Source organism: Alcaligenes sp. MMA (assembly GCF_020907215.1).
Taxonomy (GTDB): domain Bacteria; phylum Pseudomonadota; class Gammaproteobacteria; order Burkholderiales; family Burkholderiaceae_B; genus Alcaligenes; species Alcaligenes aquatilis.
The window spans coordinates 666,762-692,701 of record NZ_JAJJPP010000002.1; the positions used below are offsets into that span (position 1 = coordinate 666,762).

Annotated in this window: 17 protein-coding genes and 1 CRISPR repeat array; of the genes, 6 read left to right on the forward strand and 11 right to left on the reverse strand. The window is 57.5% G+C overall.

Annotated features, from left to right (window positions below):
* Positions 1-5: 5 nt before the first annotated feature.
* Entirely contained in the window at positions 6-374 is a 369-nt protein-coding gene (locus LNA76_RS11555) for a FecR/PupR family sigma factor regulator (protein WP_159086133.1), read from the forward strand.
* 16 nt (positions 375-390) lie between these two features.
* Here the strand turns inward: LNA76_RS11555 and bioD are convergent, their stop codons facing one another.
* From bioD to mutS, 7 genes are all read right to left on the reverse strand, one after another.
* A complete protein-coding gene (bioD, locus tag LNA76_RS11560; RefSeq protein ID WP_094195866.1) occupies positions 391-1,083 on the reverse strand; it encodes a dethiobiotin synthase in 693 nt (230 codons plus the stop codon).
* Positions 1,080-2,420, reverse strand: a complete 1,341-nt coding sequence (bioA, locus tag LNA76_RS11565) for an adenosylmethionine--8-amino-7-oxononanoate transaminase (RefSeq protein WP_230019105.1) — start codon at positions 2,418-2,420, stop codon at positions 1,080-1,082. Before bioA ends, bioD begins: the two co-directional genes overlap by 4 nt.
* A 6-nt stretch (positions 2,421-2,426) precedes the next feature.
* Positions 2,427-3,593: an aminotransferase class I/II-fold pyridoxal phosphate-dependent enzyme gene (locus tag LNA76_RS11570; protein WP_230019106.1), complete on the reverse strand. Its 1,167-nt coding sequence runs from the start codon at positions 3,591-3,593 to the stop codon at positions 2,427-2,429.
* Positions 3,590-4,786 carry a cytochrome P450 gene (locus LNA76_RS11575; RefSeq protein WP_230019107.1) on the reverse strand — a complete coding sequence of 399 codons (1,197 nt, stop codon included), beginning with the start codon at positions 4,784-4,786 and terminating at the stop codon, positions 3,590-3,592. Before LNA76_RS11575 ends, LNA76_RS11570 begins: the two co-directional genes overlap by 4 nt.
* A 342-nt stretch (positions 4,787-5,128) precedes the next feature.
* Positions 5,129-5,516: a CRISPR direct-repeat array (repeat unit 28 nt; unit sequence GTTTGCTGCCGAGTAGGCAGCTTAGAAA).
* A gap of 254 nt (positions 5,517-5,770) precedes the next feature.
* Positions 5,771-7,015 carry a benzoate/H(+) symporter BenE family transporter gene (locus LNA76_RS11580; RefSeq protein WP_230019108.1) on the reverse strand — a complete coding sequence of 415 codons (1,245 nt, stop codon included), beginning with the start codon at positions 7,013-7,015 and terminating at the stop codon, positions 5,771-5,773.
* 466 nt (positions 7,016-7,481) lie between these two features.
* Positions 7,482-8,672: a JmjC domain-containing protein gene (locus LNA76_RS11585; protein WP_230019109.1), complete on the reverse strand. Its 1,191-nt coding sequence runs from the start codon at positions 8,670-8,672 to the stop codon at positions 7,482-7,484.
* Between the two features lie 371 nt (positions 8,673-9,043).
* A complete protein-coding gene (mutS, locus tag LNA76_RS11590) occupies positions 9,044-11,680 on the reverse strand; it encodes a DNA mismatch repair protein MutS (RefSeq protein WP_230019110.1) in 2,637 nt (878 codons plus the stop codon).
* A 218-nt stretch (positions 11,681-11,898) separates the two neighbouring features.
* Here mutS and LNA76_RS11595 point away from each other — a divergent pair, with 218 nt between their 5' ends.
* The 5 genes from LNA76_RS11595 to LNA76_RS11615 all read left to right on the forward strand — a co-directional run bounded on the left by LNA76_RS11595 (position 11,899) and on the right by LNA76_RS11615 (position 20,145).
* Entirely contained in the window at positions 11,899-13,011 is a 1,113-nt protein-coding gene (locus LNA76_RS11595) for a YncE family protein (RefSeq protein ID WP_230019111.1), read from the forward strand.
* 12 nt (positions 13,012-13,023) lie between these two features.
* Positions 13,024-15,219: a TonB-dependent receptor gene (locus tag LNA76_RS11600; RefSeq protein WP_230019112.1), complete on the forward strand. Its 2,196-nt coding sequence runs from the start codon at positions 13,024-13,026 to the stop codon at positions 15,217-15,219.
* A 362-nt stretch (positions 15,220-15,581) separates the two neighbouring features.
* Positions 15,582-16,760 carry an efflux RND transporter periplasmic adaptor subunit gene (locus LNA76_RS11605; protein ID WP_230019113.1) on the forward strand — a complete coding sequence of 393 codons (1,179 nt, stop codon included), beginning with the start codon at positions 15,582-15,584 and terminating at the stop codon, positions 16,758-16,760.
* Positions 16,754-18,712 carry an ABC transporter permease gene (locus tag LNA76_RS11610; protein WP_230019114.1) on the forward strand — a complete coding sequence of 653 codons (1,959 nt, stop codon included), beginning with the start codon at positions 16,754-16,756 and terminating at the stop codon, positions 18,710-18,712. The genes LNA76_RS11605 and LNA76_RS11610 overlap by 7 nt, the downstream gene beginning before the upstream one ends.
* Positions 18,713-18,714: 2 nt before the next feature.
* A complete protein-coding gene (locus LNA76_RS11615; protein WP_230019115.1) occupies positions 18,715-20,145 on the forward strand; it encodes an efflux transporter outer membrane subunit in 1,431 nt (476 codons plus the stop codon).
* Here the strand turns inward: LNA76_RS11615 and LNA76_RS11620 are convergent.
* From LNA76_RS11620 to LNA76_RS11635, 4 genes are all read right to left on the reverse strand, one after another.
* Entirely contained in the window at positions 20,098-20,862 is a 765-nt protein-coding gene (locus LNA76_RS11620) for a glucosamine-6-phosphate deaminase (protein ID WP_094195878.1), read from the reverse strand. The two genes, LNA76_RS11615 and LNA76_RS11620, sit on opposite strands and share 48 nt — an antisense overlap.
* A 131-nt stretch (positions 20,863-20,993) precedes the next feature.
* The gene (locus tag LNA76_RS11625) at positions 20,994-22,838 is read right to left on the reverse strand and encodes an ABC transporter ATP-binding protein (RefSeq protein WP_094195879.1); all 1,845 of its coding nucleotides are present in this window, start codon (positions 22,836-22,838) and stop codon (positions 20,994-20,996) included.
* Between the two features lie 408 nt (positions 22,839-23,246).
* Complete coding sequence (locus tag LNA76_RS11630) at positions 23,247-24,854, reverse strand: gamma-glutamyltransferase family protein (protein ID WP_230019116.1); 1,608 nt, start codon at positions 24,852-24,854, stop codon at positions 23,247-23,249.
* Positions 24,851-25,882, reverse strand: a complete 1,032-nt coding sequence (locus LNA76_RS11635) for a Bug family tripartite tricarboxylate transporter substrate binding protein (RefSeq protein ID WP_125276983.1) — start codon at positions 25,880-25,882, stop codon at positions 24,851-24,853. Before LNA76_RS11635 ends, LNA76_RS11630 begins: the two co-directional genes overlap by 4 nt.
* Between the last annotated feature and the right edge of the window lie 58 nt (positions 25,883-25,940).

The following is a 25,940-nucleotide window of genomic DNA, read 5'->3' on the forward strand; positions in this document are numbered from 1 at the left end:
AGCACATGCAGCACATTGATGAGCAGGCCTTGAGCTGGCTGCTTAAACATCATGATCCCAAACACCGGAACGATGCCCGCAGCCAGTCCGCGTTCCGTGCCTGGCTGTCCATTGATCCCCAGCACCAGGCTGCTTTCTTGCGTTGGAAGCTGGAGTGGGAAGCGATGGATGGAATCAGCCAGGAGCAACTGACCAATTTGCGTGCAACATCCCGGCAAGCCGCAGCAGGGCAGGGAACATGGCGTCAACGCGTGCTAAATCGCTGCGTGGACGTCTGGTCTGCCAACCCCGCTTTGCGTTTTGCCTTGGGCGGCGCGGTGTGTCTGCTGCTGGGCGTGGCGTTTCTAGGTAGCGTCGGCAGCTACTTTCTTTAAGCTCCATAAAAAGCGCTTAGTCTTTATCTTCCCAGGGTGAACGTAGATAGTGCGCCGCTTGCTGAATACGATCATCCAGTGTGGTGGCATTCAGTCTTGGAATGACACCCAGACAAGGGCCGGGCAGATAGTCATGCAGCGTTTGCAGGTTCTCCTTGGCATAACTCATCTCCGGGGCGATGTGGTTGGCGACCCAGCCCAGCAAGTGCAAACCACTGGTGCGTATGGCTTGAGCCGTCAGCAAAGCATGATTCAAGGCCCCCAAACGTAAACCAACAACCAAGACCACTGGTAGCTGCAAAGCCTGCGCCAGATCGACGCCTGTCCGACCTTGGCCCAAGGGCAGCATGAAGCCACCCACCCCTTCGACGACGACATAGTCCGCTGATTTCACCGCTGCTTGAACCGTCTTTTGAATCAGGGTCGGTTCCAATTCGATGCCTGCTTGCTCAGCCAGAATATGAGGGGCCGCAGCCGGTTTAAACAGGTACGGTGTCAGCGTTTCCGGGGCAGCGTTCAGGCTGGAGTGCCGCGCCAGGGCATTCACATCCTCGTTGTGTAGACGGCCATTTATTTCTTCCGCTCCAGATGCAATGGGTTTGATGCCTAGCGTGCTTGCGCCGCTTTGGTTCAGCACGTGGAGCAACGCCGAGCTGACCAGCGTTTTGCCAATTTCCGTATCGGTGCCCGTCACAAAGCAGGCCCTCATGCGTATTCCTTCAGCAGACGACCCAGACCATTCAGCAAATGCTCCACCTCTTTTGTGCCCCAGAGATAGCCCGGCATCAGGTACACCGTATTGCCGATAGGGCGCAGCATCAGTCCCTGTTGCAAAGCAGAGCGGTAAAAGCGCCGGGCAAAGCCCTGGTGATCGTAGCGAGCTGGGCCCGTATCCAGATCAAAGGCCCAGATTACCCCGCAGCGGCGCAGATGCTGCACCTTGGGATACTGCCGGTTCAGTCTATGTAAACCTTCATCGAGTGCTTGTCCGAGCGTTTTTTGCAGCTCGTAGACGGGGTATTGCTGGAACAAGTCCAGAGTGGCCAGCGCGGCTCGGCAGGCCAAAGGATTGCCGGTGTAGGAATGGGAATGCAAAAAGCCCCGACGCAAGTCCTGGTCATAAAACCCTTGATAAATCGTAGGGCTGGATAGCACTACGGACAAGGGCAGCGTGCCGCCCGTAATTCCCTTGGACAGACACAGCAGATCAGGCCAGATACCGGCCTGCTCACAGGCAAAGAACGTGCCGGTACGGCCGCAACCCACGGCAATCTCGTCCAGAATCAAATGCACCTGATAGCGGTCGCACAGCTCGCGCACACCGCGCAGATAGTCGGGGGAATGCATGTGCATGCCCGCCGCACATTGCACTAGCGGCTCCAGAATGACGGCGGCAATGTCCTGATGACCATCCAGAATCTGCTCCAGCGATTGGAGTGCGCTTTCGGTGACCTGCCTGTGTTCGTCCGGGCTAGTGGCTTGACGCAGATCGGGGCTGGCTGCGGTGTATTGCTGGCCCAGCTGTGTGCCGTAGTTTTCCCGAAACAAGGGCACATCGGTCACGGCCAAGGCACCTATTGTTTCGCCGTGGTATCCCTGTGCGATGCCTACAAAGCGGTGCTTGTGTTCCTGGCCTTGATTGCGCCAGTAGTGCACGCTCAGCTTCAGGGCAATCTCTACCGCGGAAGCACCGTCGCTGGCATAAAAAGCATGGCCTAAACGATGGCTGCTCAAGGCGGCCAATCGTTCGGAAAGCTGCACAACCGGCTCATGGGTCAGTCCGCAGAGCATGATGTGATCCAGTTGCTGAACCTGATCGCTAATGGCTTGCACCAGATGCGGGTGGCTATGGCCAAACAGATTCACCCACCAGGAGCTGATAGCGTCCAGATAGGCGTTGCCGTTGGCATCATGAAGCCAGGCGCCTTGGGCGCGTTTGATTGCCAGTAGCGGCACGCCTTGATCGTGATGCTGCATCTGAGTGCAAGGATGCCAGACCGCTTGCAGGCTGCGTTGGGCCAAAAGGGGAAAGGAGTTTGAGTTCATGGCAAATCACCGTAAAGAGTGGGTGGCTTCATGTAGTGCCTGGACCAGTTTTTCAATGTCCTGTTGCCGGTGGGCGGCAGACAGGGATATGCGTAATCGGGCTTGATGGCGGGGAACGGTAGGCGGGCGTATGGCCGGTGCCCAAATACCTTTTTGCAGGAGGGTTTCGGCCAGTTGCAAAGCAGGCTCTACCTCGCCAATCAACAGGCTTTGCACGGGCGTATCGGAGGGAGCCAGACGCCAGGGCAGATCCTGGCTCAAGGTTTGCAGCGTCTGGATATGCTCTTTCAACAGGGCCCGCTGGGGCTGGGCTTGTTTGATCAGTTGTAGACAGGCCAGCAAGGACGCGCAATGCGCCGGGGCCAAGCCGGTGCTGTACACATAGCTGCGGGCGGATTGCGTGAACCAGTCGGCCAGCTTGTGGGAGCAGGCAACAAATGCACCACCCTGACCGGCCGCCTTGCCAAAAGTCCCCAGGTAAATCAGACACCGACGTTGCGTGGTCGTAAGCTGGAATAGCTCAGGCGCTCCACGTCCGTTTTCGCCCAAAATTCCCAGGCCATGTGCATCGTCCAGATACAGCAAAGCATCGTGGCGTTCGCATAAGGCGATCAGCTCATCGACCGGGGCAATCGTGCCGTCCATGCTGAACAGGCTGTCCGAGATCACCAGCTTGAAGCCCGGCGCTGGCCTGCCGAGCAAATCATCCAGCCGTGTCATATCCCTATGGGGATACACACGTAAACGAGCGCCGGATAGGCGGCTGGCATCAATCAGGCTGGCGTGGTTCAGCCTGTCACAAAAGATCGTGTCGCCCGTGCCGACCAGCGTGGGAATCACGCCCAAGCTAGCTTGATAGCCACTGACAAAAAGACGGCTGGCCTCGAAGCCACTCCAGTCTGCCAGCTCCTGCTCCAGTGCTTGAGCCAGCGCATGATGCCCACAAATCAGCGGGGATGCCGTCGCCCCGGCGACGTCTTGTGCTTCCAGCAGTTTGAGTTGTGGATGTTGGCTAAGGCCCAGATAGTCATTGCTGGCGAAATTCAGCAAGACCTGGCCATTGCGTTCGATATGGGCGTTCGGCAAGGGGCGGCTGATTGCTCTTTGCCGCCACAGTTTCCTGGTCTTCAAAGTCTCCAGTTGTTGATCCAGATGAGCGAGAAAAGCACTCATGACTGTGCCGCCCGGTATTGAACTGGCAAGCGGTTCCAGCCCCGATAGGCGGGGAGCCGAATACGTTCACCTTGCGTCAATTGCAGGCGAGGGAGCAAAGGCAGGAACTGGTCAAGTACGAGCTTGGCTTCCAGCTGAACCAAACCGGCTCCCAGGCAATGATGAATTCCGTGTCCCATGGATAGCTCGGCCTGATTGTTGCGGCTGAAGTCCAGATCGTCAGGATTGGTAAACACCGCCGGATCGCGGTTGGCAGCGCCCAAGAGCAAAAGCAGCAACTGTCCTTTGCGCAAATGCTGACCATGCCAGTGCTGGTCATGCATCAAACGTCTGGCCGTGTACTGAATCGGGCTGTCGTGACGCAGCACCTCTTTGATCGCGGCAGGAATTTTCTGCGGATTCGATAGCAAGTCCTGCAGCGTTGTGGGGGCGGCAAGCAGTGTTTGAAACAGGGCGCTAAGCAGATGCCGGGAGGTCTCATAGCCGGCAAAGAGCAACATACAGGACTGCGCCAAACGCTCGCGCCTGCCTTGAAGAGAGAGCTGCTCGTCATGCAAAAGCCGCCAAGCCAAGCCACCTTCTTGTAGGTTGGCGCTGTTCCCCAGAAAGTCGGCCATATCCAACAAGGCGTCCTGCGTGTCCATCAACAAGGGCTGATCTGGTGTCGCTTGTCCAATAAAACGCGCCAGTTGCTCTGACCAGGCCTGAAAAACAGATAAGGGTAGCTGCTGCAAACCGAGTACATCCATCATGACCAAGGCGGGGAGCGGACGACAGACCTCATCAACCAGATCTGCAGGACCATGCCGCAGCTTGTCTTCCAAACCAAGATGGATTTGCGCAACGCGCTTTTCAATGGTGCCGTGTAGGGTGTCCAAGGCCTTTGCGCTAAAGGCGGCATTCACCACTCGCCGGACACGGGTGTGACGGGGACGATCCAGAAACACCAGTGTCCTGGCCATCAAGCCCTTGAAGGTTTGCAGACGCGGGGAGGGGTTAGCAACTGCTTGAGACACCCACCCACCAACACGCCGCACACTTAAATCGGGATGCCGCAGGGCGGCTTGGACATCGCCGTGCCTGTGGACCAGCCACGCCCCACCACAGAAATCCGCATCCCACACCAAAGGTGGCCCCTGGCGAAGGCGGGCATAAGCCGGATAGGGAGACGCAAGATTGAAATCGCCAAACATGACACTGTTTCCTGAAGATCAAAGCCAGCGCAGGCTAGCACTTGAGCCGGGAAGAGGCAGTCAGGAGATTGTGTCTATTAATTCTTTCAGGGTGTTTTGAGCTAATTAATGAGTTATTTGCCGTTTATGACTACTGTTAGCTGTTTTTGTGTGACTGTTTTTTACAATAAAATTGATGAGCGAATTCGAGGTGATGGTCTTTTCTTTGCAGAAACCCTTTTTTCCTATGATTTAAAATTTTGTTTAAAATCAGATGCTTATGGGGTGGTGTGAAAAAAGGGTTTTAGTCGCAAAAAAAGCCATAAGATAGAGCCTGATTGGCGTTCAGGGATGAATGCTCTAGTTTGCTGCCGAGTAGGCAGCTTAGAAAATCCTGCTGATTCTGGGGGCTTGGAAATTTGGGTTTGCTGCCGAGTAGGCAGCTTAGAAATTCGTATGTCCCCCATTGCAAAGAAAGTAATTGTTTGCTGCCGAGTAGGCAGCTTAGAAAAAGAGCCAAACGTGAAACCTACATGAAGGATTGTTTGCTGCCGAGTAGGCAGCTTAGAAAACATCGTAGTAGTAGAACGTCCGGCCTGAGCGGTTTGCTGCCGAGTAGGCAGCTTAGAAAATTAGTAATAGGCACGGACTTGTCTCACGCTAGTTTGCTGCCGAGTAGGCAGCTTAGAAAGAAAACACCAATGTCTACGTCTGACCGTTACAGTTTGCTGCCGAGTAGGCAGTTCAGAGAAAGTATGGGCTGTGCTTTTTGCTAGGCGTTAAGTGTGGCGCGTCGTAAGCAGTTGAGAAAAGCTTCTGGGTTTGTATCGTGCGCAGATAAGGTTTGCTGCGATAGAGGCCGCTGAAAAGGTTTAAATTTCGGATGCCCAGCTAGCTTTTTGTCGTAGGCCATCGCCTATCTAGTGGCAAGGCCAGTGCTGGTAGCGGCCCTGCAGCAATGGCAGGCTAGGACTACCGCCCTAGTCTGCTATTTATTCCAACTAATCACCGGGCATCAGATGCTGCTGGCAGTCCATCATTACTTAGTTTTTCGGTTTTACGCTGCGGCAACTTCCCGTTCAAAATAAAGTACGCCAACAGACCAATCACCAGTCCCCAGAAGGCCCCGCCAATCCCGAATAGCGTGATATTGGCAGCCGAGGCCAGGAATGTAATCAAGGCTGCTTCACGCGATTTGACGTCTGCCATGGCGCCGGCCAGGCTGCCACCAATGGTTCCCAGTAGCGCCAAGCCCGCCAGGGTGGTGATGAAGGTTGCGGGGAAGGCCATGAACACGGCGGCCAGCGTCAGGCCAAAAACACCGACAAGAATGTAGAACACGCCGGCTGCAATTCCGGCAACCCAGCGTTTGGAGGGATCCTGGTGCGCTTCTGGCCCGGTGCAAATGGCAGCGGTAATGGCCGCTACATTCATGGCGTGAGAGCCAAAAGGAGCCATGATCAGCGAGCCCAGACCGGTTACCCACACAATCGGGTTGGCGCTGGTACGAAAACCGTCGTTACGCAGGACCAGCATGCCTGGCATGTATTGGCCAGTTAGCGTAATCAGAAACAAAGGCAAGGCCACGCTCAGCAGGGCATTGAGCGTAAACACCGGCATGGTGAACACCGGCGCGGCCAGTTCCAGTTTCAGGCCACTGAGGTCGACGCGATGCTCCAACAGCAAAAAGCTCAGGCCCAGGATCAGAATGCCCACCACAGCATAGCGTGCGGAAAAGCGTTTGATGATCAGGTAGGCCAGAATCAGCAAGCCTGCCAGTTTCGGGTCCAGTGTCATGCTGCCAAATGCCCCAATGCCAAATTGCAGCAGAATCCCGGCCAGCAAGCCGGCGGCGATGCCGTTGGGAATCAGGCGGATCAGGCGCTCGAAGTAGGAGGACAGCCCCAGGGCGACGAAGGCTGCTGCCGAGATCAAGTAGGCGCCGATGGCTTCTTCATACGGCGTGGTGGCCAGCGCTGTTACCAGGAAGGCGGCGGCCGGGGTCGACCAGGCGGTGATGATGGGCTCGCGCGAGACCCAGCTCAAGAGCAGGCCGGTAACGCCGACGCCAATCGAGATCGACCAGACCCAGGACGCAGTCAGCTCGGGGCTGAGCCCGGCGACCTTGGCGGCCTGGAAAACCAGAATAAAGGTGCCACCGTAGTTAACGATGACCGAGATGAGGCCGGCCACGATAGGCGGGATCAGATCGCTGACTAAATAGGATGAGGATGATCGAGAGGTAGACATAGTGCTCTGCGCTTTCCAAAAGGAGAGATGACAAACGAGCACTAGTTATAGCGACTAAATGGACTGGTCTGATAGGACGCTTTTCTGGTGTAGGGCAGACCACTTTTGAATTAAGTAGGTGCCTGACTATATTGAGTGGGGTGGCTACGTGATTTTTGAGGGTGGCCCGAACTGGATTAAAGCTGGGCTGCAAAGCCACTAATGGTGGCTTTATGACGAGTTGCTCGTCTTGTGAATCGCGTTTTTCATGATAGTACTTTTTATTGCTGCACGGCGTGAATAATGCTGCCGCAACCGCAACCGCAACCGCAACCGCAACCGCAACCGCAACCGCAACCGCAACCGCAACCTCAACCAACAAATATATCGGACTTTTGATTCTTGGCGGGCTAGAAATAAGAAAGCGGGGCAGCTTGCAGGCTGCCTCGCTTTTTTGCTGAACTCGCCAGAGTTAGTGGCTCGGTGCTCAGTTTTCCTTGAATTGCAGCCAGCCGTCGTCCAGCCAGGCATTGAGCATTTCACGTTCGTCTTCATCCAGGGCTTCAAAATGCTCGCCGGGGATTGAGAGCTGACGCTGGTCAGCCAACAATTTCAGCGCCGGGCTGGCCGGGCAGGGGGCCACTTCACCATTGATATACAGCTCATCGCCTCGGTACATCATGCGCGAGCAGCGGTCCAACGCCAAGCGGCCTTCGGGCAAGTCGGGGTCGTGCAAATCAACCGGATCTTCGGCAATGTCGAACCAGCTATTGCTGGGCAATTCGGTCAGCCAGACACCCAGGAAGCGAGAGGCCAGTGCCTCATCAAAACGAATGGCATTCAAGGCATCCAGCGACTTTTGAATCAGGTTTTCCGGCAAGGCGGCAGGTGTGGTGCTGGCCTGTGCGTCCGGGTCGGTGTAGCGCTGTTGCATGGACTCGGGCATGGGTATTGGCGGGTCGGCATACAGACCAAAGCCTTCACCACTGGCGGCGGCCAGTTGATCTGAGGCGGCATCCATTAAACCCCGAGCCAGCGTTGCCTGGGTGGGCGAGCGAAAGCCGATGGAAATCGTCATGCAGTCGCCAATCGCAATCCCGTCATGTGCTACGTGCGGGGGCAGATACAGCATATCGCCGGGTTCCAGGGTGAACTCTTCCTCTACCTGAAAATTGCGCAAAATCTTCAAGGGCAGATCAGGCACCAGACTCAAGTCTTTTTGCTGGCTGATGCGCCAGTGACGCTTGCCGTGGGCTTGCAGCAAGAACACGTCGTAGCTGTCGAAGTGCGGGCCTACGCCACCGCCGTCAGAGGCAATACTGATCATGGCGTCGTCCAGACGGGCATCGCCAATGAAGCGGAACTGACGCATCAGGGCAGCGGTATTGTCGTCGTGCAGATCTACGCTTTGTGCCAGGGCGGTCCAGTTGGGCTGCGAGGCTGGCGGCAGCTCGTCAAACGGCCCGGTTTCCATTTCCCAGTCGTCGCCGTCATGGATGATCAGGCGCGACTCGACTTCTTCGCGCGTTACCAGCTCGCGGATATTGTCTATGCTCAGCGAGTGCTTGAAATTAGGGATGGCGCCGCGTATCAATAACGGTTTGCGTTGCCAGTAGGTTTGCATGAACTCATGCGCGCTGATGCCGCCCAAAAGGGTCAATGGCTGATCGATAGTCATGGACTGCCCGAACAAGAATTAAATTAGCCCGTAGCTTAACTGATCCGGCCTGTCACGGCTTGGGCGCAGTCAGCTGATAAGACGTGTATAGCGCAAAGAAAGCAGAAAAATGGGGACAAAATGCTGTGTTCGCGTTTGGGCAGGGATGATTGGCAATCAGGCAATCAGGCAATCAGGCAATCTAGACAGGTACGCCGATGCTCAGGTTTCTCCCTAGGGGCCTGGTAGGTAGACTGGCTAGACTTTTGCTGATGCCGTGGGGTCTTTGGTGTCAATGACACAGAGCAAGCAAAGGTCGTCAGATTGGCATCCAGAGAGCAGGCTGAAAGAACGGCCTGAAAAGGGAGCCGCCCAGGCTCCCTAGGCTTTGTCTACCCAGCGGATTTCATCTCTTTTTTCCAGCGATACAGCAGATCCAGGGCATCGCGTGCGCTCAAGTCATCCACATCCAGTTGCTTGAACTGATCCAGCAGTTCCAGTGCCTGTTCCGTGATCGGGTCAGACTCTGTCGCCGTGGCTTCAGGCGCACTACCTGCATTGAACAGATCCAGTTGTGCACTAGGATCATTTTGTGCTTCCAGACGGCTCAGTTCACGGCTGGCCTGACGGATGACCGCAGAGGGGATACCGGCACGTTGCGCAACCTGAATCCCGTAACTGCGACTGGCCGGACCTTCCTGAACTTCGTGCAGGAACACAATGCCCGAAGCCGATTCTGCGGCGGCCAGATGCACATTGGCAGCCGCAGGCAATTCGTTAGGCAAACGCGTGATTTCAAAGTAGTGCGTGGCAAATAAGGTCAATGCCTGATTGTGGCTGAGCAGGCGATGCGCGATGGACCAGGCCAGGGCCAGACCATCGTAGGTGGATGTCCCACGGCCAATCTCATCCATCAGCACCAGGCTGTAGGGGGTGGCGCCGGCCAGAATCGCGGCCGCTTCGGTCATTTCCATCATGAAGGTGGAGCGGCCACCGGCCAGGTCATCAGCCGCGCCGATACGGGTAAAGATGCGATCGATCTGACCAATGCGGGCTGTGTTGGCCGGCACAAAGCTACCGATGCGGGCCAATAAGGCAATCAAGGCAACCTGTCGCATATAGGTGGACTTACCACCCATATTCGGGCCGGTAATCAGCAACATGCGGCGTTGTGCATGCATCTCACAATGGTTGGGTGTGAAGCGCTCGATACTGTGTTCCACCACGGGATGACGACCCGCTTCGATCCAGATGCCAGCTTGCTCGCTTAGTTCGGGGGCGACCCAGTTATTGTCTAGTGCATGCAGCGCCAGTGAGGACAGGGTATCCAGTTCCGCCAGGGCGCTGGAGCACAGGGCCAAGGGACCCGCGTAGCTTTGCAGCTTGTCCAGCAATTGATCGAACAGGAACTTCTCGCGGCTCAGGCTGCGATCCTTGGCGGACAGGACTTTGTCCTCCCATTCTTTTAGCTCAGGTGTGATGAAGCGTTCGGCATTTTTTAGTGTCTGGCGGCGGCGGTAATCGTCGGGGACTTTGTCGGCCTGACCCCGGCTGACCTCAATAAAGAAACCATGCACACGGTTGTATTCGACGCGTAGGGTGGCGATGCCGGTACGCTCGCGCTCCCGGGCTTCGATCTTGACCAACACATCGCCGCTGTCGCTGGCCAAGCTGCGCAATTCGTCCAGGTCGGCATCGTAGCCATCGGCAATGACACCCCCATCCCGTACGAGCAAGGCAGGCTCGGGGGCGATAGCGGCCTGCAGCAAAGAGGCCAGCTCTGGGTCCAGCGCCAGGTTTAACAAATGCCCATACAAATGTTCAGACTGAGCAAAGTTGTGTTCTAGTTCCTGACGCAGCTCGGGTAGCGTTGCCAGCGCATCGCGCAAACTGGCCAGTTCCCGTGGACGCACGCTGCGTAAGGAAATACGCGTGGCAATACGCTCCAGGTCTGGAAAACGACGCAGGGCATGGCGCAGCACACCCAAAGGATCGCCTGCATTCAAGCTGGCGCTTTGCTGGGTTTGGAAAAATAGGGACACCACATCCTGACGTTGCTGGACGGCGTGGTTCAGACGCAAGGGATGGTGCAGCCAGCGACGCAGCAAACGGCTGCCCATGGGGGTCTGGCAATGATCCAGCGTAGAGAACAGCGTCGTGCTGGTTTCACCGCTAATGGTTTCGGTAATTTCCAGATTCTTGCGCGTGACCGCATCCAGCACCAGAAAGTCCGAACTATGCTGAACACGGATAGCCGTGATGTGAACCAGGGATTGGGATTGCGTGCTGCCGACATAACGCAGCAAGGCTCCGGCTGCTGCCGTAGCCGCAGGCAGATCGTCCAGACCAAAGCTGGCCAAAGAGTCCAGATCGAAATGGTCCAGCAGGGTTTCGCGTGAACCGTCTTGAGCAAAGTGCCAGTCCGGCAAGGTGTGGCAACTGGCTTGCGGCAGTTCCGGGGCAGGGCGCAGCGATTCGGGGTAGACCAGCTCGACGGGGCCGATACGGTTCAGTTCCGTGTCCAGCATGTCCGGCTCGCACTGGCTGACCAGAAACTCGCCACTGGCCAGGTTCATCCAGGCCAGTCCGACCATTTCCTGGCGTTGTACTTTGATGAGCGTGCATGCGGCGATCAGGCGATCTGCCTTGGGAGGCAGCAAGGCATCATCGGTCAGCGTGCCGGGGGTGACTACGCGCATGATCTTGCGCTCGACCGGTCCTTTGCTGGTAGCCGGGTCACCGACTTGCTCACAGATGGCGACGGATTCGCCCAAAGCGACTAAACGCGCCAGATACCCTTCCATGGCATGAAAAGGCACACCTGCCATCGGGATGGGCTCGCCGTTGGAGGACCCGCGCTTGGTCAGTGTCAGGTTTAGCAGGCGCGCGCCGCGCTCGGCATCGGCGTAGAACATCTCATAGAAGTCCCCCATCCGATAGAACAGCAGATGCGAGCCGGCCTCCGCTTTGAGCTGAAGGTATTGACGCATCATGGGCGTGTGGGCGGACAGATCGGCAGCAGAAGTCATAGCACAGTTACAGGTCAGGGAATTCAACAACAAGGCCGCCCAGAAGGCGGCTGAGTCGATATTGTAGCGAGGGCAGTCAAGCGGGGGGGAGGGAAGCGGCTGATTTAGTCCCGCGTGTTTCCCCTTACGGAGCAGGGATATCCCGGTTTTGAGCATAGAGGTGCTTAATGCAATAATAGAAATGATAATCACTTCTATTTCGAAAACAGGATATGCCCATGTTCACACGTTGTCTTGCTTTGTCTGTCTTGTCTGCCGCTTTGCTCAGTGCCGGATCGCTTGCTCACGCCCAGCCGTCAGAGCTTGTCTCGCTGCCCTTGACGCCGGAGCTGGCACAAAAAACCTCGATTACGGCAGAAGGAGCCTTGCGCAAGGATCTGGCCTACGGGATTTATCAAGCGGTTTACAGCCCCTTTGATAATTCCTTGTATGTGGCCTCGGCAGAGCGGGCGCCGTCGGTTCGTGGCGGCGTGATCTATAAGCTGGACCCCATCACTCTGGATGTGAAGGGGACCATGTATACCGACCAGAGCAATTTCGGCCTGGCAAGGAACGCCTCGGGCGATACGTTGTACGTGACCAATAGTCTGGCTGCTGCCGTCTCCAAAGTAGGGCTAAAGGAGGACGGAAACATAGAGCGCGTCCACTTCAACAATAAGAGTTTTGATGACACCAAAATGGGTCCGCGCACGATTCGTCACGATCCTCAGCAAGGTCGTATCTATGTGGGAGCCGTAGGCGCGCCTGCCGTGATCTGGGTGTTGGATGATCGCACTCTGGAACTGATCGATACCATTGAAAACGCTGGCAAATGGGTCACGGGGCTCTTGGTAGATTCGGCCTCGCATCGTCTGTATGCCGCCAATGGTGATGGTGAGGTGATGGTGGTGAATACCCAAACCAATCAGATTGAACAGCGCTGGAAACCGGCGGGCGTCAAACCCGCCTTGCTCTTGAATTTTGCGCTGGACTCCAGCCGCAATCGTCTCTATGTGACAGAGACCAAGGACCAGAAAACCGTGTATGTGCTGGATGCCCGAGACGGCAAATTGCTGCAGACACTGCCGGTGGGCGACGCGATGGATATCTTGTACAACGCCGATCGTGATGAGTTGTACTTGACGCATCGTGAGCAAGGCAAGGTATCCGTGTTGGATGGCGCCAGCTATGCGGTCAAGGCGCAATACAACTTGCCTGATAACCCCAACAGCCTGGAACTGGGTCCGGACAGCCAGTTGTACGTAACCGTTAAGGCGCCTTCTACCCCGCAGTACAAGGCCAGCAAGCGTGAAAGTGTGGTGCGCATTGATCTGAAGAACATCAAGGGTTGATAGGTAATCGTGATGACTTCTTTATTCAAACCTTGCCTGGGACGCACCTTGGTCTTGTCCTTGTTTGCGCTTCATGTTCAGGCTCAGGCCCAAGACAATGTCAATCGTGCCCAGACGCAGGAGTTGTCCACCATTACCGTCAATGCCAGTGCCGATGCGTCGCGTCAGGGTTTGCTGCCGGAGTATGCTGGCGGCCAGGTCGCCAGCGGAGGCCGGGTTGGGATACTGGGTTCCCTGGACAATATGGACTCGCCCTTTAGCGTCAATAGCTATACCAGCCGCTATATCGAGCAACTGCAGGCGTCCACGGTAGCCGATGTGGTGCGCCATGATCCTTCTGTGGGTGTGGCCCGTGGTTTTGGCAACTTCCAGGAAAGTTTTTTCATCCGGGGCTTTTTGACGGCTTCCGATGATATTGCCTACAACGGCCTGTTTGGACTGCTGCCCCGACAAGCGACGGCTGCGGAACTGGCCGAGCGCATTGAAGTGCTGCATGGAGCAGGGGGGTTTCTGTATGGTGCCGCGCCCTCTGGCGGTGGTGTTGGCGGCACGATTAACGTGCTGCCCAAACGTGCCGGTGAGAACCCGCTGACCAAGCTTGGTGTGGGTTATGGCAGTGGCGGGCAAAGCCAGATCAAGGTGGATATGTCGCGCCGTTTTGCCGATGATGCGGCCGGTATTCGCGTCAATGCCATCAGGCGTAGTGGCGATACGGCTGTCGACAATGAACATACCCGTCTGGATCTGTACACAGTGGGGATGGATTGGCGTGGTGAGCGCGTACGGTTGTCGGCGGATCTGGGCTATCAGGAGCATAAGCTGCGTGAAGTCCGGCCTAATGTGGCGTTAAAGGCGGGCCTGTCCGCCTTGCCGGACTTGCCTTCACATAAGCGTAACTTCGCTCAACCCTGGACGTACTCCAATGAGGAAACCGTTTTCGGCACCCTACGCGGGGAATATGATCTGAATGATTCCATTACCCTGTGGGCTGCCTATGGCATGAAACATGGCAAGGAAGATAATCAGCTTGCGACTCAGACGGTCACGGATGCGGTATCTGGCAAAACCACTTTCTCACGTTTCAACAATTCCCGACGCGATGATGTGAAAACAGGCGAATTGGGTTTGCGGGCCCGTTTTGAAACCGGGCCTGTGCTGCATGAACTGGTGGCCGCCGCCTCCTTGTATGACCACAAGGAGAAAAACGCCTGGGCCATGGGCAGCAAGCAGGACAGCAATCTTTATGATCCCGTGAACCAGGCCTTGTCGCCCATCGCCTTTACAGGTGGTGATCTGGGGTCTCCGGCGTTGGTAGGGCGCACCAAATTGACCAGTTATACCCTGGGTGATTTGATGTACCTCTGGGATGATCGGTTGGAAGTGATGCTGGGCTTGCGCCATCAAATTATGGAAACGCGCAGCTATGACTACGGCACCCAAGCCTTGCAGCGCAAAGACCGTCAGCAACATACCAGCCCTGCAGCGGGTGTGGTTTTCAAGCTGACGGATGAATGGGCCTTGTACGGCAACTACACGGAAAGCCTGGCACAAGGTGATCTGGCACCGACTCGCTTTAATAACCAGCCGGTTCAAAACGCCGGGCAGCGCTTGTCGGCCTTTGTGGCCAAGCAAAAAGAGCTGGGGATCAAGTACGACAACGGTTCTCTGGGCGGCGGGCTAACTTTCTTTACCACGACCAAACCGCGTGGCGTGGTCAATGACGATCTGCGTTTTGTGGAAGCGGGCAAGGACCGCCATAACGGGCTGGAGTTAAGCTTTTACGGTCAGTTGACCGATTCCTTGCGCATTCTCGGTGGTGTGACTGCCCTGGACACCAAGCAGAAAAACACGGGTGATCCGCTTAGCGAAGGCCAGCGAGTGATTGGCGTGCCGCGCTGGCAAGGCAGTCTGGGTTTGACCTGGGATGTGCCGCAGGTGACGGGCTTGTCGCTGGATACACAGCTATTGGCCACTGGTGCCCGTTACGCGGATTCGGCCAATGCAATCCGTGTGCCAGGCTGGGTACGCTGGGACCTGGGGGCCAGCTACCAGCGCAAGATCTCCGGTGTGCCGATGACGTTCAGGGCCAGTGTCGAGAATGTCGCCGATACGACGTATTGGGCTTCGGTAGGCGGTTATCCCAATAATGGCTATCTGGTCTTATCGCAGCCACGCACCTTCATGTTGAGTATGTCCGCCGAGTTTTAAGGACGGGGCAGGGGAGGTTCTCCCCTGCCAGCTTTTTACTGCCTGGTTTTTCCTGACAATGAGGTAATGCGATTCTCCGCTAATCCGATTCGGCCTTATATCGGTTCGTCCAAGCCTGCCGCGATAACTTTTACAAAATAAATGTCCGGAAAATGGGCTCTCAAACGTCTTTATAGGGAAGGCCTGAAAAAGGATCTCTTTCCTTGCCCCCCTGTTGCGCCGTTTTGCCAGGGCCCTAGGCCCGTTGTTAAGCAGCGTTGAGCCAGTGTTGGGGTGAGCAAGCCCCTTTCTTTTTGACCACTATTGTTTTTTGATCACCTGCCCGCCATGAGCCGGGCGGGTGTAGATCCACGGGATTATGTATGAAGTCCAAAGCAGTGAAGCGTCGCTGGGCGTTCGCCCTGGTGGCGGTGCTGGTATTGGGGGCGCTGGCCGCACAGGCCGGGCGCTCGTCAGAGCAATTTGAAACGGTAGCCGTAGAGCAAGGCGATATACGCGCGACCGTTGCGGCGGTGGGAACCTTGAAGCCCAGTCGCTATGTGGACGTCGGGGCACAGGTGTCGGGGCAGATTACGGCTTTGCCGGTTGCGCCGGGCGATCAGCTTGAGCAGGGCCAGTTGCTGGTGGAAATTGACCCCAGTGTGCAACAGGCCTCGGTCGATGCAGGCCGCGCGTCGTTGGCGGCGTATCGCGCTCAGTTGGCCGAGCAGCAGGCGCAGCTTGTACTGGCGCGCCAGCAGTTGACTCGTCAGCGTCAATTGGAACGCCAGCAGGCCAGCCGTCAGGAGGATATACAAATTGCCCAGGCAAATCTGGCGACGGCTCAGGCTCGTGTTGCCCATGTGCAAGCGCAGATGGAGCAGACTCAGGCCACGCTGAAAGCGGACGAGGTCCGATTGGGCTACACGCGCATTTACGCACCCATGAGTGGCACCGTTATTGGTGTACAGGCGCGTGAAGGGCAAACACTGAATGCCACTTATCAAACCCCCACTATTTTGCGTATTGCCGATTTGGGCACCATGACGGTGTGGACCAGCGTGTCCGAGGCGGATATCCGCCGTATCAAACCGGGTATGGCCGTGACCTTTACAACCTTGGGTGAGCAGGGCGAGACACAGGCGCGTCAATGGCAGGCTACGGTGCGGCAGGTCCTGCCGGCGCCCGAGGGCAGCGCGCAGGAAGAAACCGCCGCAGCCACCCCGAGCGCCACCAAGGCCATCATGTATACGGTGCTGTTTGATGTGGACAATAAAGACGGCGCGTTGATGCCGCAGATGACCGCGCAGGTGCTGTTTGAAATTGATCGTGCCGATCAGGCTTTGCTGGTGCCCTTGGCGGCCTTGCGCCCTGACCCGCAGCGCGGTCCCGATGCCTTCAAGGTGCCTGTGCTGGAGCAAGGCAAGCTGCAGGAAAAACCGGTCAGCCTGGGGGTGCGCAATCGACACCAGGTGCAGGTTCTGGATGGGGTGACCAAGGGTGAGCAGGTGGTGCTGGCCGTGGTGGCGGCTGAGCGTGGCTGGCGGTGGTTGCAATGGTAGGGGCTGCACCGTCTTTGATTGAGCTGCGCGACATCTGCCGTATCTATGGTGGCCCGCCCAGCACCAAACCGGCTGTGCAGGTTTTGTTCGATGTCAGCCTGAGTATTGAGCCGGGCGAGTTTGTGGCGATTGTGGGGGCGTCGGGATCGGGCAAGTCGACTTTGATGAACCTGCTCGGTTGTCTGGACAAACCCAGCAGCGGCACTTATCTGTTCCAAGGCCGGGATGTTGCACAGTTAAGCGCGGATGAGCTGGCTGCCTTGCGTCGGGAGACCTTTGGTTTTGTGTTTCAGGGCTATCACCTGATACCTACCGAAACGGCCAGTGAAAACGTGCAGATGCCCGCCATTTATGCGGGCCTGGACGAGGACGCGCGTGCTGCACGTGCCGCAGAATTACTCAGCAGTCTGGGACTGGCGGACAAGCTGGACAATCGCCCAAATCAGTTGTCTGGCGGTCAGCAGCAGCGCGTGTCCATTGCCCGTGCCTTGATGAACGGTGGCCGAGTCATTCTGGCCGACGAGCCCACGGGTGCGCTGGACTCACGTAGCGGTGCGGAAGTCATGGCTTTGTTGCGCGAGCTGTCGGATTCCGGGCACACGATCATTCTGATTACGCACGATCATCAAGTGGCTGCGATGGCGGACCGGGTGATCGAGATTCGTGATGGCTGCATCTTGTCCGATAGCCGCCCCGATGCGGCCCAGGAAACAAGGGCCAAGCCGCCTTTGACGGAGTCGGCGCATCGCCGCTCGCCCTGGCTCTCGGAAATCAAGGATGCGGCACGTAGTGCCTTGCGCAGCATGCTGATCAACCGGCATCGCACCGCCTTGACCTTGCTGGGGGTGATTATTGGGGTGGCCTCGGTCATTGTCATGCTGGCCGTGGGCGAGGGCGCGCGTCAGCGGGTGATGGATCAGATGGGCACGATGGGCACCACCATCATGTACTTGAGCAGTTCCTCGCCTCCTAATGGTTTGCCCAAAGGACAACTGACCGAGGACGATTTGGAGGCGGTCGGTGAACTGCCCCTGATACGGCGTGTGATGCCGGTGATCGGTGATCCCATTACGGTGCGCAGGGGCCGTGTGGACCGGCAGGTGTATGTGTTTGCCGCCAATGAAACCATGCCGGATATTCACCGCTGGCAGTTGGCACAAGGCCGTTACTACACCGATGCCGAGGACCGGGATCTGGCCCCTCTGGTTGTGCTGGGACATCGTGCCGCCAAGCATTTCTTCCCCGATAGGGATGTGCCTTTGGGGCAGCAGCTCCTGATCGGTAATTCGCCTTTTGAGGTGATCGGGGTGATGCAGGAGCGCGGTGCCGACTCAGGCGCACAGGATTATGACGATATGGTGTTTGTGCCTTACCACGCGGCGCGTGCTCGTGTGTATCAGGCTCAGACGCAACCCGATTATGTGGTGATTGATGCGCGGGACAGCGCGACCGTTCTGGAAGCGGAGCAGGACATGCGCCAGTTGCTGACACAACGTCACGGTGGGCGCGAGGACTTTTCAATCGGCAATGCGGCGGCTCGCTTGCAGGCCGAGGCGTCCACGCGTCAGGCCATGAGCATGATGCTGGGCCTGATTGCCGCCGTGTCTTTGGTGGTGGGCGGTATTGGCGTCATGAACGTGATGTTGATGACAGTGCGTGAGCGCACGCGGGAAATTGGCATACGTATGGCCACGGGAGCGCGACAAAGCGACATCATGCGCCAGTTTCTGACCGAGGCGGTGTTGTTGACGATCACAGGTGGTTGCCTGGGTGTGCTGGTGGGGGCTGTGGTAGGTATTGGTTTGATTTTTGGAGGGGTGGATGTGGTGTTTTCCTTGCGGGCTGCTTTGGGCGCCTTTGGCTGCGCCGTGGTGACGGGCATGGTTTTTGGCTATATGCCCGCACGGACGGCGGCCGCGCTGGACCCTGTCCAGGCTTTGGCGGGGGAGTAAGCATGGCTCAGTACCGATGGATAGCAGGGGCCATGAGCACGCTGGTGCTGCAAGCGTGCAGTTCCTTGTCCTCTGATCTGGACAAGACAGCACCGACGCTGCCCCAGGCTTATCAGCAACAAGGCAAGGTGGCTTCTGAGCCGGTTCTGGCCCAGGTGGAGCCGCAGTGGTGGCGCGCCTATAACAGTCCCGCTTTGAACAGTCTGATGCAGGAAGCCTTGAAGGATGTGGCGGTGCTACGTCAGGCTCAGGCTCGGATCTTGCAGGCGCAGGCCCAGGCACGCATTGCCGGAGCCAGTTTGCTGCCGGAATTGCAGGGCAATCTGTCTGTGCAAAGAGATGCGCCGTTTTCTTCCTCGCATGGAGACTCTCGCTCGCAATATGTGGCCGGTGTATTCATGAGCTACGAGCTGGATGTGTGGGGGCGCCATCGTGCTCAGGCCGACAGCGCCGTGTTCCTGGCTCAGGCGGCGAATTACGAGCTGGACGTGCTGCGTGTCAGTGTGCAGGCGCAGGTGGTGCATTTAAGCTTGCAGGCTCTGGGTGATAAACAGCGGGTCGCCATTGCCCGTCAAAACCTGGCCGTTGCACAACGCTTGTTGAGTTTGCTGGAGGCCCGCTTGCAGGCGGGGGCGGCTTCGCCTTTGGAGCTGGCACAGCAACGTCAATTGCTGGCTTCGCAACAGCGCAAACTGTTTGTGCTTGAAGAGCAGGCCATGCGCACGCGGGTGGAGTTGGCGACCTTGTTGGGCCGTACTGAAATCATGCCTGAACCGCAGGAAGATATTGCCAGTTTGCAGGTGCCGGAGCTGGAGGCAGGCTTGCCTTCACAATTGCTTTCGCAACGTCCTGACATTGCGCGCATCGAGGCCCAATTGTCAGCGGCGCATGCCGATGTGCGGGTGGCGCGCGCTGCCCTGTATCCCAGCCTGACTCTGGGGGCGCGGGCAGGGGCATCGGGCAATCATTGGGAAGAAAGCTTGCGCCATCCGGTCTACAGCCTGATCAGTGGACTGGTGGCTCCTATCTTCAATGCGGGTCGTCTGGAGGCGGGCAAGGATTTGAGCGACGCCCGTTTGCAGGAGTGGCTGGTGCAGTATCGTCAGACCATTGTGCAGGCCTATATGGATGTGGAAGGCGTGCTGGCGCAACTGCATAGCCTGGATGCTCAGGCGCAGATCATGGAACTGGAGTGGGAGCAAGCCAGGCTAGCGTTTCAACTGGCCGAAGCACGTTATCGCTCCGGCTCGGAAACCTTGCTGTCTTTATTGGATGCGCAGCGTACCTTGTACGCCGCTCAGGATGTGCGCGTCAGCTTGATGCAGTCGCGTTTGCAGTCCCGCGCGGCGCTGTTCAGAGCGCTGGGCGGGGGCTGGCAAGCCGGTTCAGGCGGCCTGGCTGATCAGGGGACGGTGGCACAGGCTGGGGTCTAGCAGGCTGGCAGCGGCCTCGTCCAGCAGGATGTGGGTGTTGGCGTGCTGCTTCAAGGCAGTGAACGGCAGCTCGGGCGTGATACCGCCTTCCTGATAATTGAGCATGGTGCGAGCCTTGTGCTCGCCGGTGACCACCAGGGCAATTTCACGGGCGCTCAGAATATCGGCAATCCCCATGGTGATGGCCGATGCTGGCACTTCGTCCATGGAGTCAAAAAAGCGGCTGTTGTCGATACGGGTGCGCTCGGACAGGGCCACCACATGCGTGCGGCTGTCAAAAGGGGTACCCGGTTCGTTAAAGCCAATGTGGCCGTTGGTGCCCACGCCCAGCAGTTGCAAGGCGACACCACCGCTGGCAGCAATCGCCGCAGAGTAGTCCTGGCAGTGCTGTTCCAGTTCTTTGGTCAGGCCATTGGGCAAGTGTAGGCGCGCGGCATCAAAAGGCAATTGGCTGAACAGGTGCTGGTGCATGTAGTAGGCGTAGCTTTGCTCGTGCTCAGCAGATAAACCGACATACTCGTCCAGATTGAAGCTATTGATCTTGGACACATCCAGCGCATTGTCACGCACGTCCTGCACGAAACGGGCGTAAATGGGTTCCATGGTCCCCCCGGTTGCCAGACCCAGCGTCGCTTGTGGATCCTGACGAATAATGTCCTGAAGACGGGCGCTCAGGTGTGTCGCAATGGCGGCGGAATCGGGGAAGACTAAAAACATGATTTTTTTCTTCGTATGGCTCAATAAGTTGAAAAAAAACTTCGCCGCAAGCACGGCGAAGTTTGATCTTTCGAGATTCTAATGGGACAAAAGCGTAACGTCAGTATTTTTTGCAAGCAAGTGACACCGGCTTAGACATCTTGTTTGCCGGTCTCTCCCAGGAATCCGCCGCTTTGACGAGCCCACAAACGGGCATACAACCCGCCTTTTTCCAGCAATTGCTGGTGGCTGCCTTGCTCGATGATGCGGCCCTGATCCAGCACAATCAAGCGGTCCAGTGCCGCAATGGTGGACAGGCGGTGGGCAATGGCGATCACTGTCTTGCCTTGCATCAGGGTGTTCAGGCTTTCCTGAATGGCGGCTTCGACTTCGGAGTCCAGTGCGCTGGTGGCTTCATCCAGTAACAGGATGGGGGCATCTTTCAGCATGACGCGGGCAATGGCCACACGCTGACGCTGTCCGCCGGACAGTTTCACACCACGTTCGCCCACATGCGCGTCCAGACCTTCACGGCCCTGGCGGTCGTGCAGTTGCGGGATGAAGTCGGCAGCGGCGGCACGCTCTACCGCCATATGCAGCAACTCGTCGTTGGCATCGGGGCGGCCATACAGAATGTTATCGCGCATGGAACGGTGCAGCAGGGAGGTATCCTGCGTCACCATGCCAATGGCAGCACGCAAACTGTCTTGCGTGACATGGGCAATGTCCTGGCCATCAATGCGGATGGTGCCGCTATCGACATCATGGAAACGCAGCAGCAGATTGACCAGCGTGGATTTGCCCGCGCCTGAACGGCCAATCAGGCCAACACGTTCGCCCGGTTTGATCACCAGATTGAGTTTGTCGATAACCTGACGGCTTTTATCGCGGTAAGCAAAGCTGACGTCCTGAAACTCGATACGGCCTTGCTCGATTTGCAGGGGCTTGGCATCGGGTGCATCCACCACGGTGGGTTTTTGCGTCAAGGTGTTGATGCCGTCCTGAATCGTACCCACGTTCTCGAACAGGTTGGTCAGCTCCCACATCAGCCAATGGGAATGGCCCGACAGCCGTAATGCCATGGCAATGACGGCCGCCACGACACCGGCAGTGGATTGATCAATCGACCACAAATACAAGGCCAGGCCCGCCGAGCTGATCAGCAAGACTGTGGCCAGGACGTGGTTGGTCACTTCAAACAGGCTGATCAGGCGCATCTGGGCGTGGCCAGTTTCCTGGAAACGGCGCATTGCGTTCTTGGCGTGATCTGCTTCACGACGCGTGTGGGCAAACAGCTTGACGGTATTGATATTGGTGTAGGCGTCGGTAATGCGGCCTGTCATCAAGGCGCGGGCATCGGCCTGCTCCGCCCCGACTTTGCCCAGACGGGGCACAAAGTAGACGCAGGCTAATGCGTAGCCCAGCAGCCAGAACAGAAAGGGCAGAATCAGCAAACGGTCAAAGCTGCCGGCCAGGATCAGAATACCGATCAGGTAGGCGCTCATGCCCACAACCACTTCCACAGCCATGAACAGGGTCTCGCGTACCGCCAGAGCGGTTTGCATGATTTTGGTGGTGATACGACCGGCAAACTCGTCGGCGTAAAAAGACATGCTCTGGTTCAGCATCAGTTTGTGAAACAGCCAGCGCAGACGCATGGGAAAGTTGATGGCCAGCACCTGGTGCATGACCAGCGTATGCAGGCTGATCAGGGCCACGCTGCTCAGTAAAACAGCGGCAATCGTCAACAGGGTGCCACCTTGCTGGCTCCAGAACTGGGCAGGTTCAATCGAGGGCAGCCAGTCCACGATATAGCTGAGCAGGGCAAACAGCATGGCTTCGTAGGCTGACAGGCCAATCGAGGTCACGGTCATCAAGCCAATCCAGCCACGCGAATTTTTCGTACAGGCCCAAATGAAGGGGAAAAAACCTGTTGGGGGAGGGGCGACGTGTTGTTCGGGGTAGGGGTTTAATCGACGTTCAAAAAATGACAGCACCGAATGGGCTCCAGCGGACGGCCTCAAGGATGACAGGGCCGTTTAGACAAATAGAAAACCGCTCCCGGGGGATGAAGCGGCCATTTTTGATGGTACAGCAGTCATTCTGCCTGGCTGAAGAAAACCTGATAAAAACACAGTCTTTGTGTCGTGGAGGTGTCAGATATTGACCACGGTGTACGTTTGGGCAGCGAGCAGGGCAGATGCCACGCAATCTTCTTTGTCAGAGCACGGGCTGCGTAGTGTCCGGCGCCTAGCGTTCGGGGAGGCTGAAAGGATGGGTACGCCAACGCCGCTGCTCGGACGAATTGTTTATCGAACAAGTCAGGGCGACTAAGAGGCATTTGGGCCCGGATCACTAAATCTAGGCCCGAAGCAGAGGCAATCATCTCTGGAAGGCAAGCAGGCTTAGTAAGCCACCACCTGCCCGTCTTTACGTGGGTCGGAGCCGCCCACGTAATGATTGCCCTGGCGCAGAATCAGTTGTGCCCCGCCAAAAGCGAACACACCGCTGCCGGGTTCAACGACGACTTCATGACCACGCTCGCGCAGGGCCTGCACCAGAGCGGGGTCAAAGCTAGGTTCTACCGCCACGCCACGGCCACCTGTTACACGCCAGCGTGGCGCATCGGCAGCAGCTTGCGGGTTCTGGCCGTACAGCAGAACACGCAGCGCCATTTGCATATGGCCTTGAGACTGGAAGGGGCCACCCATCACACCAAACGACATTTGCGGCGTGCCATCGGCATTCATGGCAAAGGCAGGAATGATGGTGTGAGAGGGGCGCTTGCCACCGGCCACTTCATTCACATGGCCGGGACGCAGGGTAAAGCCATGGCCACGGTTCTGCATACTGATGCCGGTGCCGGGGACCACCACCCCGGAACCAAAACCCATATAGTTGGACTGGATCAGGGACACCATCATGCCGCTGGAATCGGCCGCGGTGACATAGACCGTGCCCGAAGGACCGGGCAGGCCGTGCTTGGGGTCACCAGCCTTGTCCCTTTGAATCAGGGCAGCGCGCTCGCGCAGATAAGCCGGGTCCAGCAGATGCTCGGGCTGATGAATCATGTGCTCCAGATCGGCGTGGTGCTCGTACAGATCGGCAAAAGCCAGCTTCATGGCTTCAATGCTTAGGTGCACCGTGTCGATATGATCGAGCGGTTGCTGACCGACGCCGGCCTGCTCCATGATGCCCAGTGCCATCAAGGCCGCCAGACCCTGACCATTGGGGGGGATTTCATGAATGACCGATTGGGCAAAAGGATGGCTGATGGTGCCACACCAGTTGGCACGATGTTCGGCCAGATCCTGTTCGTCCATGGCACCGCCATGCAGGCGGGAGAAGTCGGCAATGCGCTTGGCCAGTTCACCCGTATAGAAGTCCTGGCCCTGGGTGGCGGCGATACGTTCCAGCGTATTGGCCTGGTCTTGATTCTGGTACCACTGGCCAGCCACAGGTGCTTTGCCATCGCGTAAAAAAGCGTCCGCAAAACCGGGCTGATCGCCCAGGCGCTGACGGCCCAGTTCCCACAAGCGTGCAATAACCGGCGAGACTGGAAAACCTTCTCGGGCGTAATGAATGGCGGGGGCGGCAACTTGCTCCAGACTCAGACGGCCCAGCTTGCTGGACAGCTCGGCCCAGGCAGAGACGGCACCGGGAACGGACACGCTTTCCCAGCCCTTGTCGGGGACAGTCGCGAGGCCTTTGAATCGATCCGGCGACCAGCCACGAGGCGAGCGCCCGGAAGCGTTCAAGCCATGTAACTCTTTGCCATCCCAAACGATAGCAAAGGCATCACTGCCTATGCCACAACCCGTGGGTTCAACGACCGTCAAGGCAATGGCAGCAGCCAACGCTGCGTCAACTGCATTGCCACCGGCTTGCAGCATGCGCAAGCCCGCTTGTGCGGCTAAAGGGTGGGAGGTGCTGACCATGTTTTGGCCAAGTACCGCAGAACGGGCGGACGGGTAGGGGTTGTTCCAGTCCATACAGGTGTCAGTCTTGTTCATTGAATCTGTATTCCAGTCAGTTGGATCAGGCCTTGCCAACGTGCGCTGTCCTCGCGAACCAAAGAGACAAACTCTTCCTGGCTGGTGCTGCGGGGCAGGTCCACGCCCAATGCTTGCAGGCGTGAGCGTACGTTGGGGTCCTGAGTGGCATGGGTGAAAGCCTCATAAGCTTTATCACGGATCTCATCGGGCAGGCCTGCGGGTGCGTACAGACCAAACCAGGTCACTGATTCATAGCCCGGCAGGCCGGACTCTTGAAAAGTGGGTAAATCGGGGGCCAGCGGCGAGCGTTGTGGGCCGGTCACCGCCAGGGCGCGCAATTGGCCGCTGTTTACATACGGCATTCCGGTGGGGATGGCGTCCAGTAAAACATGGATCGAGCCGCCCAGCATATCGTTAATGGCCTGACCGGTCCCCCGGTAAGGAACGTGCGACATGACGATATCGGCCTGATTCAAAAAGGCCTCAGTGCCCAGGTGCACGATGGTGCCATTGCCACTGCTGGCGTAGTTCAACTCATCGGGATGGGCACGGGTGTACTCAATCAGTTCCGGCAGGGTTTGTGCGGGGACGGACGGGTTCACCAGCAAGACACTGGCGGCATCACCCAAGTGGGCGATGGGGGTGAAGTCTTTGTCTGCATCGTAGGGTAGAGACTTGTACAGATGTGGCGCAATTGCGTGGGTACTGCTGGTGGTGAACAGGAGGGTGTAGCCATCGGGTTTGCTGCGGGCTACTTCGGCTGAACCAATGGTGCCGCCTGCGCCCGTGCGGTTGTCCACGATGATGTTGGTGTTCATCGCTTTGGCAGCGCTTTCGGCAATCAACCGGCTGATGACGTCAGTGGCACCACCAGTGGGAAAGGGGACGATCAGGCGAATGGGACGATCAGGCCAATCGCTGGCATGGGCCGCCGGCACGCTGCTGACGGCCAGAATGGCACCCAACAGGGTTTGGGCAAGACGTCGCCAGGGGCGGTGGATCGAAGGGGGGTGTGCGGTGCTTGCAGTGTTGCTGGGTGTTGTCATGGCTCTCTCCTCAATCAAGAGATGATAGAAAAGGCGATGATGCCGAACCAGCAACAAA

What these genes read in the sequence shown, in the direction of transcription:
- LNA76_RS11555 (WP_159086133.1), top strand. Translation starts at nt 6, where the DNA reads ATGCAGCACATTGATGAGCAGGCCTTGAGCTGGCTGCTTAAACATCAT.
- bioD (WP_094195866.1), bottom strand. Translation starts at nt 1,083, where the DNA reads ATGAGGGCCTGCTTTGTGACGGGCACCGATACGGAAATTGGCAAAACG.
- bioA (WP_230019105.1), bottom strand. Translation starts at nt 2,420, where the DNA reads ATGAACTCAAACTCCTTTCCCCTTTTGGCCCAACGCAGCCTGCAAGCG.
- LNA76_RS11570 (WP_230019106.1), bottom strand. Translation starts at nt 3,593, where the DNA reads ATGAGTGCTTTTCTCGCTCATCTGGATCAACAACTGGAGACTTTGAAG.
- LNA76_RS11575 (WP_230019107.1), bottom strand. Translation starts at nt 4,786, where the DNA reads ATGTTTGGCGATTTCAATCTTGCGTCTCCCTATCCGGCTTATGCCCGC.
- LNA76_RS11580 (WP_230019108.1), bottom strand. Translation starts at nt 7,015, where the DNA reads ATGTCTACCTCTCGATCATCCTCATCCTATTTAGTCAGCGATCTGATC.
- LNA76_RS11585 (WP_230019109.1), bottom strand. Translation starts at nt 8,672, where the DNA reads ATGACTATCGATCAGCCATTGACCCTTTTGGGCGGCATCAGCGCGCAT.
- mutS (WP_230019110.1), bottom strand. Translation starts at nt 11,680, where the DNA reads ATGACTTCTGCTGCCGATCTGTCCGCCCACACGCCCATGATGCGTCAA.
- LNA76_RS11595 (WP_230019111.1), top strand. Translation starts at nt 11,899, where the DNA reads ATGTTCACACGTTGTCTTGCTTTGTCTGTCTTGTCTGCCGCTTTGCTC.
- LNA76_RS11600 (WP_230019112.1), top strand. Translation starts at nt 13,024, where the DNA reads ATGACTTCTTTATTCAAACCTTGCCTGGGACGCACCTTGGTCTTGTCC.
- LNA76_RS11605 (WP_230019113.1), top strand. Translation starts at nt 15,582, where the DNA reads ATGAAGTCCAAAGCAGTGAAGCGTCGCTGGGCGTTCGCCCTGGTGGCG.
- LNA76_RS11610 (WP_230019114.1), top strand. Translation starts at nt 16,754, where the DNA reads ATGGTAGGGGCTGCACCGTCTTTGATTGAGCTGCGCGACATCTGCCGT.
- LNA76_RS11615 (WP_230019115.1), top strand. Translation starts at nt 18,715, where the DNA reads ATGGCTCAGTACCGATGGATAGCAGGGGCCATGAGCACGCTGGTGCTG.
- LNA76_RS11620 (WP_094195878.1), bottom strand. Translation starts at nt 20,862, where the DNA reads ATGTTTTTAGTCTTCCCCGATTCCGCCGCCATTGCGACACACCTGAGC.
- LNA76_RS11630 (WP_230019116.1), bottom strand. Translation starts at nt 24,854, where the DNA reads ATGAACAAGACTGACACCTGTATGGACTGGAACAACCCCTACCCGTCC.
- LNA76_RS11635 (WP_125276983.1), bottom strand. Translation starts at nt 25,882, where the DNA reads ATGACAACACCCAGCAACACTGCAAGCACCGCACACCCCCCTTCGATC.